This is a genomic window from Candidatus Methylomirabilis sp. (assembly GCF_028716865.1).
Taxonomy (GTDB): Bacteria; Methylomirabilota; Methylomirabilia; order Methylomirabilales; family Methylomirabilaceae; genus Methylomirabilis.
Genome location: NZ_JAQUOY010000048.1, coordinates 1 through 10125 on the forward strand (window position 1 = coordinate 1; position 10125 = coordinate 10125).

The 10125-nt window shown below is 59.7% G+C and carries 9 protein-coding genes and 1 pseudogene; 8 read left to right on the top strand and 2 right to left on the bottom strand.

Features of this window, described 5'->3' with window-relative positions; translation table 11 throughout:
- The coding region (locus tag PHV01_RS12600; protein WP_337291508.1) for an NADP-dependent phosphogluconate dehydrogenase at positions 1 to 722 on the bottom strand (722 nt) is incomplete at its 3' end.
- Between the two features lie 29 nt (positions 723 to 751).
- On the bottom strand, positions 752 to 3604 hold the full coding sequence (locus tag PHV01_RS12605) for a bifunctional transaldolase/phosoglucose isomerase (protein ID WP_337291509.1): 2853 nt from the start codon (positions 3602 to 3604) through the stop codon (positions 752 to 754).
- 246 nt (positions 3605 to 3850) lie between these two features.
- Here PHV01_RS12605 and PHV01_RS12610 point away from each other — a divergent pair, with 246 nt between their 5' ends.
- The 8 genes and pseudogenes from PHV01_RS12610 to PHV01_RS12645 form a co-directional block, all read left to right on the top strand.
- Entirely contained in the window at positions 3851 to 4114 is a 264-nt protein-coding gene (locus PHV01_RS12610) for a hypothetical protein (protein WP_337291510.1), read from the top strand.
- 21 nt (positions 4115 to 4135) lie between these two features.
- Positions 4136 to 6328 (top strand): cbb3-type cytochrome c oxidase subunit I, encoded by a 2193-nt coding sequence (locus PHV01_RS12615; RefSeq protein WP_337291511.1) that lies wholly within the window; start codon positions 4136 to 4138, stop codon positions 6326 to 6328.
- Positions 6329 to 6458: 130 nt separating this feature from the next.
- Positions 6459 to 6842, top strand: a complete 384-nt coding sequence (locus PHV01_RS12620; RefSeq protein ID WP_337291512.1) for a hypothetical protein — start codon at positions 6459 to 6461, stop codon at positions 6840 to 6842.
- Positions 6843 to 6933: 91 nt separating this feature from the next.
- Positions 6934 to 7269: a hypothetical protein gene (locus PHV01_RS12625; RefSeq protein WP_337291513.1), complete on the top strand. Its 336-nt coding sequence runs from the start codon at positions 6934 to 6936 to the stop codon at positions 7267 to 7269.
- A 97-nt stretch (positions 7270 to 7366) separates the two neighbouring features.
- Positions 7367 to 8086: a MotA/TolQ/ExbB proton channel family protein gene (locus PHV01_RS12630; RefSeq protein ID WP_337291514.1), complete on the top strand. Its 720-nt coding sequence runs from the start codon at positions 7367 to 7369 to the stop codon at positions 8084 to 8086.
- A 5-nt stretch (positions 8087 to 8091) separates the two neighbouring features.
- Positions 8092 to 8529: a biopolymer transporter ExbD gene (locus PHV01_RS12635; RefSeq protein ID WP_337291515.1), complete on the top strand. Its 438-nt coding sequence runs from the start codon at positions 8092 to 8094 to the stop codon at positions 8527 to 8529.
- A 1-nt stretch (position 8530) separates the two neighbouring features.
- Entirely contained in the window at positions 8531 to 9397 is an 867-nt protein-coding gene (locus PHV01_RS12640; RefSeq protein WP_337291516.1) for a TonB family protein, read from the top strand.
- A pseudogene (locus PHV01_RS12645) lies at positions 9397 to 10125 on the top strand (hypothetical protein); the annotation flags it as partial. The gene PHV01_RS12640 and the pseudogene PHV01_RS12645, both read left to right, overlap by 1 nt.

Sequence of the window (10125 nt, forward strand, 5' to 3'; positions counted from 1 at the left end):
ACGACGCTGCCGCGCCGCCATACCTCCGCAATGTCAGCCACGTTGAAGTCATAACGGTACTCCTCAGAGAGGTCCTGTGAGACCGCATTACGCAGGATGTCGAAGCCCTCCGCATAGGCCTGCATCAGGCCGTACTCGATGCCGTTGTGAACCATCTTGACGAAATGACCGGCGCCGGCAGGGCCGCAGTGCAGGTAGCCATCCTCTGCCGTGCCGCCTGACTTCTCATGGCCGGGGGTGCGCGGGATGTCGCCTGGTCCCGGCGCGAGCGTCCTGAAGATCGGCTCCAGGCGCTCGACCGCATGCGCTGCGCCCCCGATCATCAGGCAGTAGCCACGCTCCAGTCCCCAGATCCCGCCGCTGGTGCCTACATCCACGTACTGGATGCCTCTCGCCTGGAGCGCCTTCGCGCGACGCACATCATCCTTATAGTAGGAGTTGCCGCCGTCGATGATGATGTCGTCCGCGTCCATCTGCTGTGCCAACGCCGTAACGGTCTGCTCCGTCGGCTTACCCGCCGGCACCATCACCCATGCCGCCCGCGGCCTGGTGAGGTCGCGTACGAACTCATCCGGCGACATGGCGGCTGTTGCGCCCTCCTGCGCCAATGCTCTTACGCGGTCGGGATCTGCGTCGAACACGACGCACTCATGCCCGCCTCGCATCAGGCGGCGGACTATGTTCGCGCCCATCCTGCCCAGACCGATCATCCCGAGTTGCATCGTGTGTGCTCCTCTTGCGAAAAAAGCGGTCAGTGTAATGCGTGTTGCAGTGCCGCGTACAGCGACGTCAGACCGGCCTGCACGTCAGCACTGAGATGAACTCGTAACACCCGCCGATTCCGCTCAGCCAAGACCTGGAAGTCGCCGCGCGCCTGAGCGGCCTTGACGACGCCAAAACTGTACCGATGTCCGGGGACAGGCAGGTCGAAGGCATCGTCGCAGGTGACCTGCAGGAAGACGCCGGTATTCGGTCCGCCCTTGTAGGCCTGGCCGGTCGAGTGTAGGTAGCGGGGCCCAAAACCTACGCACGTCGCCACACGTTTATTGTCGCGGACGGCGTGACGCAGCAGTTGAAGCGCGCGTTCATGGGCTTCGTTCATCTCGATATAGGCCAGGAGGGCGAAGTAGTCGCCAGGTCCGAGTCGGTTCAGGTGCGCTCTGAGATACCCGACGAGCGACCGATCGGCTCCCGCGGCCTCCTTGAGCGCCGCAGCGTTCTGCTCGTCACTGAACAGTGTGATGTTCCGCTCGTGCATGATCGGAGCTTCCGACGGGATTGCGCCTGTCTTCTCGTATGCCGACGTTAATTGTCGCGTCGCCACCTTGCTCGCTTCCACGTCAGGCTGATCGAATGGGTTGATGCCGATGATCGACCCGGCCACCGCGGTCGCGATCTCCCACCGGAAGAACTCGGCTCCCAGATCGTAGGGATCGGCTATGGCAATTCGGACCACAGGCTGACCGGCCCGTTCGAGGGTATCCAGCGCCGCATCCTGGCACGGAACCGGGGCGGATGCCATTCTGAGGTAAACGAACACGCGATCGGTGTCGTAGACCTCGGGCGGACCTAGCGACTCACGATCGACGGGGATCAGCCCCTTCCCCGCTTTTCCGGTCGACTCAGCGAGCAGTTGCTCCAACCAGGCGCCGAAGTGCCGAATACCGGGCGAGGCGATGATGGTGACTTTGTCGCGGCCGTGTGTGGCGAGCACACCCAGGATGGTACCGAGCACGGCGCCGGGGTTCTCCTCGACCGGGACGCATGAGGCGCAGGCGTGTGCCATCTCCTCGGCGCGGTCCAACAGCTTCGGCACGTCCACGCCCATGATCGCCGTCAGCACCAGGCCGAAATCGGAGAGGGCCGAGTATCGGCCACCGATGCTTGGCAGGCCATAGAAGATGTGACGGAAGTGCTGGGACTCAGCAAACTGTTGCAGCGCTGACCCGGGGTCGGTAATGGCAATGAACCGACTTCCCGCCTTTTCGGAGCTGATGACCTGCCCTACGCGCTCAAAGAAATATTGTGTGAAGATATTCGGCTCCAGGGTGGTGCCGGACTTACTCGATACGATGAAGATCGTATTGGCCAGGTCCACTTTTCGTTCGAAGGCCCTGACCTGAGCAGGGTCGGTTGAGTCAAGGACGTACAGTTCGGGGTAGCCATCCTGCTTGCCGAACGTTCTGGTCATCACCTCGGGGCAAAGGCTTGAGCCCCCCATCCCTAGGAGCAGCGCATGCGAGAACCCTGCGGACCTCATCTCTTCAGCGATGGCCCGCAGGTGGATCCCGCTTACCTGCTGGTCCTCGGTGATCCCTAACCAACCCAGCCACCCCCCTTCGTCCGTTCCCGTCCAGAGGGTCGCATCGCGCGTCCACAATCTTCGTACCTTACCGCCTACGCGCCACGCTTCGAGCGACGCCCTGACAGCGGCGGCGAGATCGTCGGGCAGCGCATAGGTCTGGTCGACCATGACGCCCACGATCGATTGACACCGCTTGTCTACCGCCTGCAGCAGCTTGTCAAACGCCTCGGCGAACAACTGTACGCCATCGTCCAGCAATCTGTTAGTGATCTCCGTCATCGAGATCCCTGCCCGTTCGAGCGTCTGCATAATGTTGCGCGCGCCCTCGACATCTTCTTCAAGGCTACAACGTGGGCGCCCGTGATCGCGGAATGCCTCTACGGTTGATGCCGGCATTGTGTTCACCGTGTCAAGGCCGATCAGTTCCTCCACGTAGATCACGTCGCGGTAGTTCGGGTTCTTCGTGCTGGTGCTGGCCCACAATACGCGCTGCGTGTGCGCGCCCTGTCTCGCCAGCGCCTGCCACCGCTCACTGCTGAAGATCGCCTTATACCGCTGGTAGGTCAGCTTGCCGTTCGCGATGGCTACCTTGCCCAGCAGGCCTTGGAGCGTTGCCTGCTCACTCGCCTGCGTGACGGTTTTCAGCCGAGCCGTGAGAATGGCATCAATGGCCGTGTCGATCCGACTAATAAAGAAGCTGGCGACACTCGAGACGGCGCCGGGATCGCCGCCTCGTGCGACGAGCGCTTCGAGCCCCGCGATGTAGGCGTCGGCGACCCGCTCGTAGACCTGCCGGGAGAAGAGCAGGGTGACATTGATGTTGATCCCCTCGCCGATGAGCGCCGTAACAGCAGGGATGCCCTCCGGGGTGCCCGGGACCTTGATCATCGCGTTCGGGCGCCCGACCAACCGCCACAGTCTTCGTGCTTCATCCATCGTGGTCTGCGTCTCGTGGGCGAGGTAGGGCGAGACCTCCAGGCTCACGAAGCCGTCCCGCCGCTTCGTCTGCTCATAGACTGGCCGCAGCACATCGGCGGCATCTCGAATGTCTTGGATTGCCAACTGCTCGTAGCGCGACTTGGCGTCCAGATCCCTTTGCTGCTCGAGACGGGTAAGGGCCTCGGCATAGTCGGTACTCCCGATGATCGCCTTCTCGAAGATGGCGGGGTTTGAGGTGATACCCCGGAGCCCATCCTCATCTACTAACCGTTGCAGCTCGCCACTGGTGATAAGGCCTCGCCGGATATAGTCCAACCAAACCGATTGTCCATAATCGAGCAATGCTTGCAAGGGATTCATTGCCTGCTCCTTCACCTGAACGCTGATCGCTGGATGCTGAAGGCTTCATTCAGCAGTCGGCTATCAGCGTTCAGCCGTCCAGTGATCGGTTGGGGTTGGATCATTGATGACGCCTGTGGCTATTGAGGTCATTGTGATCGTCACCCATGGAAAAAGAAAGCGGAATTTTCGTTTCCCCTTGACATCCCTACGAGGGTCAACTTAGCATAGGTTGAATCTCATGGAGTCCTCCTGCGCGGAGGTGAGATGCAGGCTGAGGGGCGGCGATTCGCCATCCAAGCAGATCAATGGCAGGCTGAGGGAATGCGTGCGGCCCTTCAGGGCAAGGTGAGTCCTGAGGGGCCGTGTTATTTCCGGGAGGCCACGAAACATCGGGCAGAAGACCGGCCGCCAGGCAAGGGGAGGAGCGGCATACACAGCGTTCTCAAGACACGACGGCAGCGCTTCGAGCGGGTAATCCAGCAGAACCAGATCCAGTGTTGGCGTCGCGCCGCTTCTGCAAGACAATGACATGGGCCAAAGGAGCAATCAATGAAGGCGAACCCCGGGGATCTTTCCCCTTGGTGGCGGTATTCGCTCGTTATCACGATGATTTTTGGATTAACTGTCTTGGTTTGGCTGGCGGTGCGTACCTATTATTTCGCGCCGCCAATTCCGGACAAGGTGACCGGCCCGGGCGGTGTGATCGTCCTGACGGCCGACGACATCCGAGACGGACAGGAAGTGTTCTTGAAGTACGGCCTGATGGAAAACGGTTCCGTCTGGGGACATGGGGCGTATCTTGGACCGGATTTTTCGGCGGAGTATTTGCACGCATTGGCGGTAGTAGCGGGCCCCGCGTTGAAGCAGAATCACTACGACCCGCAGACCAGGACATTGACATTCACGGAAGCGGAGGCGGCCACGTTCGAGAAGCAGGTGGCGAGGTGGACGGCGTACTTCGCTGAGCCAGCGGGCAGCGTAGGGTTGCCGGCCAAGTACATCACTGACCCGGCGGAGTTGCGACACCTGACCGCTTTCTTCGCGTGGACGGCATGGGCGTCGGTTGCGAATCGACCGGGCAAGTCCTACTCGTACACGAACAACTTTCCGTACGAACCCTTGGCCGGCAATACGCTTACGGCCGATGCGATTCTGTGGAGCGCGCTGAGCTTGATCACACTATTGGCGGGGATCGCGGGGGTGCTGGTCGCGTTCGGCAAGTTTGATTTCCTCGGCTGGAAGGGCCGGAGTGGGCACGTGCACCCCCTGATGTTGCCGGGCGTAGCCACAGAGAGCCAGCGGGCGACGATCAAGTTCTTTGCGACGGTGGCGCTGTTGTTTTTCGCGCAGGTGATCGTCGGCGCCGCGGTTGCGCATTACCGGGCCGATCCCGGCACGTTCTACGGCCTAGATCTGTCGCACGTCGCGCCGAGCCACATCATGCGGACTTGGCATTTGCAGTTGGCGATCTTCTGGATTGTGACCGCGTACGTTGCGGGCGGACTGTTCTTGGCCGCGGGACTGGGCGGCAACGAGCCGCGCGGGCAGGTTCGAGGCATTAACCTGTTGTTTATCGCTCTGCTGGTGGTCGTGGCCGGCAGCTTATTGGGCGAGTGGCTGGGGGTGAATCAGATGCTCGGCTCCCTGTGGTTCTGGCTGGGGCACCAAGGCTGGGAGTACCTGGACTTGGGGCGGGCGTGGCAGGTTATGCTGGTTGTCGGGCTGGTGCTGTGGCTGGTATTATTGGTGCGTGCCATGGCGTCGGCGCGGCAGAACCCGAAACAGCGCCACATCGCATCGCTGTTTCTGTATGCTGCCCTCGCTATCCCGCTCTTCTACCTGCCGGCGATGTTTTTCGGCAGCACAACCCACTTGTCGGTCGTGGACAACTGGCGGTTCTGGATCGTTCACCTCTGGGTCGAAGGATTTCTGGAGTTATTCGTGACGGTGATGGTGGCGCTGATCTTTTTCCAATTGGGCGTCATATCGCACGCGAACGTGGAGCGAGTCATCTATCTCGACGCGATCCTGTACCTCGGTAGCGGCATCATCGGCACCGGACATCATTGGTACTGGACCGGTCAGACGACCATCACGATGGCCCTGTCGGCCGTCTTCTCGGCCATGGAGGTCGTGCCGCTGACGTTGCTGACACTGGATGCGTGGGACTTCATCCAGCTCACCGAGAGCCAGTGTGGCGTGTGTGAGCTGCCGGTGTCGTTGCCGCATAAGTGGACGGTCTACTTCTTGATGGCGGTCGGCTTCTGGAATTTCGTCGGCGCAGGTGTATTTGGTTTCCTCATCAACTTACCGGTCATCAGTTTCTATGAGGTCGGCACGATCCTGACAACGAACCACGGGCATACGGCGATGATGGGGGTGTTCGGGATGCTGGCGTTGGCGCTGATGGTGATTGCATTCCGGCAGGTGCTGGATGACCAGCAGTGGCAGCGCGTGGAGAAACTCGTGCGCGTGTCGTTCTGGGGACTGAACGTCGGCCTGGCGCTGATGGTAATGCTGAACCTCCTCCCCGGCGGTATCGTCCAACTGTGGGACGTATTGACCAACGGCTACTGGCACGCACGCGGCGCAGAGTTTCTCAATCAGCCGTTCGTGCGCCGTCTCGAATGGCTGCGCCTTCCGGGAGATGCTGTGTTCATAGCGCTAGGCGCCGCGCCTATGGCGCTGGCGGCGGTCATGACGTACAGATTTACGCAAGTGAACAAAAGAAGTCAGCCATAAAGAAATTCACGTTCACAATCATCAACAGAAACTCTGAGCTGGAACCGAGAACCTCGGAGGTGCAGACCGCCAAATACTGGTTACAGCGGTCAGCAACTTCGGAACCATTTCACTCAAAGGAGAAGCGAATATGGGCTTCCTGGGCAATCTGTTCGGCAAGAAACAAACGGCAGACACGCAAAGTAATGTGGAATCCGGACAACCAAAACCTGTCGGGCCAAAGGAAGTACAAGGTGTATTTATTCTCACTCTTCAGCCCCTGGGTGACTCATTCAAATTGCATGAACAGATTATTGCCCAGCAACGTTCCAGGGGTTACTCTATTTCTCTGAATTGTATCTCGAAGGCAGGGGTCACTGAAAAGTTGGATGATGAAGAATTTGTTCACGCAAAGATTCGAAAGGAGTTCGCGAAATTGGGCGGCGATGACCTCATAGCAAGGACGGAAGCATTTCCCTGCCAAGCATCGTCCGGTAACTCCGGTAAATACTTCATCATCTTCGACCGCCCCTAGTGTGTGGCTTTGCCGCGCGTGACTCTCATATCATGGGGCGCGTACTCACTAAAGGAGTCTACTTGTTAACCCTGCCAGAAGAGGAGGGAGGATGCGCAACTCGCATCGACGTATCTTAAGCCTTGGCTGTTTCATCCTGCTGCTTGCCGGGTGTGTCTCGGTGGGCGCGGAGTTCCCGACGCCTACTGCGGCGATGATCAGGAACGGGATGACCACGCGAGCTGAGCTGCTCCAGCTCTTCGGCTCCCCGACCCAGGTTGGGATCGAGGATGGGGATCAGACCTGGACGTGGGTCTATGTGAGGGCGGGCGGCATGAGCCGGGCCCTCTCCAAGGAACTGCATGTCAAGCTTACCGAACGGGGGGTCGTCAAGTCGTACTCCTACACCTCGAGTCTGCCGGAGGAGGTTCAGCGGGGAATCCGGTAAGAGCCTCGGGATGAGCGGGTGGGTAGGGAAGGCGCCGCTTGAATGATCTTGACCATGATAGATGGTGGTGGTATAAGCACCAATTAAGGACCATGAGATGAATGCCGTCAGCCTCGTTGTGCAAGCAGGGCTCGTTGCCAAAGGCGTACTGCTCATTTTGCTGAGCTTTTCCCTGATGAGTTGGACGCTGATCTTCATGAAGTTTCGCATATTCCGGCGAGGCCACCAGGAATCGGCACGGTTTCTCCAGATCTTCCGATCGGCAAAAAACCTCTCAGCCGTCTTTGAAGAGTCCAAACGCTTTGCGAAAAGCCCTATTGTGAGTGTCTTTCAGGAAGGGTACCAAGAGCTCAGCCGCCTGGTGAAAGGTAACCAAGGTCCCGCCAACCAATGGCCTGCCGCCCATGAGTCGAAAGCGGCGGCAGCGGACATGCCTATTTACCAGGAGCCGCTCGAACTCGTGAGTCGGACCCTTCAATATGCGCGGATGAAAGAGGTTGCGCAACAGGAGCGCAATCTGATCTTCCTGGCAACGACAGGCAACGTGGCGCCGTTCGTCGGTCTCTTTGGGACGGTGTGGGGGATCATGGATGCCTTCTCAAGCATTGGTCAGGCGGGTTCCGCGAACCTGGGCGCTGTGGCGCCTGGGGTTGCAGAGGCCCTGATTACCACGGCGGCCGGACTGGGGGCGGCCATCCCGGCGGTGATTGCCTATAACTACTTCTTGAATCGGGTCAGAAGGCAGGCGACGGAGATGGAGCTGTTCGGCCTGGAGTTTCTCACCTTGGCCGAACGGATTCTGGCGAGGAGCCGCTGACGGCGATGGTTTCATCGGGTACAGGTTCTGGTGAGCGACCCGGGGGCAGTGCGCTCTCCGAGATCAACGTCACGCCGTTTGTCGATGTGGTCTTGGTCCTCCTTGTCATCTTCCTCATTACGGCGCCGATGATGCTCAGGGGGATCGATGTCAAGGTACCCAAGACCGAGGCCAAGAATGTCGGGCCTGAGGAGCGGCTGATGCTGACGGTCACCAAGGAGAAGGCCGTCTACCTGGATGATCAGCCCATCACCCTTGCCCGGCTCGAGGGGATCCTTGTCGGGCTTCGACAGCGCAATGCAAAGGCTGCCGTATTCCTTCGGGCGGATGAAGGGGTGGCCTACGGCGTTGTCGTGAAGGTCATGGATGCGGTGAAGAAGGCCGGCATTGAACGGTTAGGGATGGTGACCGAACCGATTCCTCCTGTGGCGAAGGGACGGTAGCGTGGCTGTGGGAGCGATCGGACGGCGTCTTCCTGTGCCGGAAGTGTCGTCCTCGTGTGGCCTCTCGCTTTTGCTCCATGGACTTCTGGTGGTCGCGGTGGTGTATGTCCCACAGTGGCTTCACGGTACGTCATTCAAGGTACCGGTCAGTTACGAAGTGACGCTTGCGTCCCTACAGGAGACAGGCAAGGCGCAGAAGCCTGGTCCTCCTCTGCGGGTGGGGCAGAAGGTCGCGACCCCAACGGCGAAAGCGGCCGCCCAGCCACGGGATCTTCTCACGCTTCCATCGCGTCCCAAGCCGAGTGTTCCGGGGCCAGCAGTCCGACCTCACGCTGCCTCGACGCGGACCGAGGAGATGACCCTGCCAGGCAGGCACCGGCTATCCGAGCGCCAGCCTGTTGCGCCTGCAGTGGCAGCACCCCCTGCTCCCCCAAAGATCGTTGCCCCACAGGTGACTTCTGCCCCTGCCATCTCCCAGTCTGTGATGACGCCGTCAGTCAGTGATTTTGCAAAAGCGGGAGTGGGCCAGGGTCTCGGTGTGGCTACGGAAACCGGGGTGACGGTAGGGAGCACCGATCCGGCGCTGGCCTATTACTTCGTCCTGATCCAAGATAAAATCACTGGTAACTGGACGCCGCCAAAGATGAGCCCCGGTATGACGGCCAGCGTGAGTGTCTCTTTGAAAATCCTTCGTTCCGGGCAGGTTCGTAACTTGACTGTCGGGACGTCCTCTGGAGACCGCCTGCTTGACGACTCGGCCGTTCGTGCCGTCAGCCTCTCGAGCCCGCTGCCACCGCTGCCTCCATTGTTTAAGGCTGAGGCGCTTTCGCTTGAGCTGCGTTTCACATTTGTGGGAGAGAAGAGCTGATGCGATCGTACCGTTGCGTGCGCTTCGGTAGCGCGCTTTTTGTCTTCGGTCTATTTGTTGTTGTAACAATGCTTTCGCTGTCGGTTGCCTCCGCAGAGGAAAAATATACTGTCGATATTGTCAGAAAGGAGGCGCAGAAGATTGTCATTGCGGTCGTCGGCTTCCCGCGGCTGAAGATCGGCTCCAAGGCGGAGGATCTCGGCACACAGGCGGGCGCCATCCTGACCGACGATCTGAAGAGTGCGGGGATCTTCGATATCATTGATCCGTCGTTCCTCCCGGTCGAGGCCACCCAGGTCGAGTTTGGGCAGGAGAAGGGGTTATTACCGGCACTGAACTCCCTGAAGGTCCAAGCCGTGGTGGTTGGAAGGCTTTCGTCTCGCGGCGGCGAGTTGGTCTTGGAGGGTCAGCTCTTTGAAGTGACGAAAGGCGAGATGCTTTCCGGGAAACGATACGTTGGGGATCCTCGGACCTTACGGACGATGGTACATCGTCTGGCAGACGAGATCGTCTTCCGGCTGACGGGAGAAAAGGGGATCGCTTCCTCGCGGATCGCGTATGTCTCCTCCGTGAACGGCGCCAAAGAGATCTATGTCATGGACTATGATGCATATAATCCCCTCCTTATCACCGGTAATCACTCCATCAACCTGTCCCCGCGGTGGTCTCCTGATGGCAAGAAGATCGCCTATACCTCCTATCGGGATCGGAACCCGGACCTGTTCGTG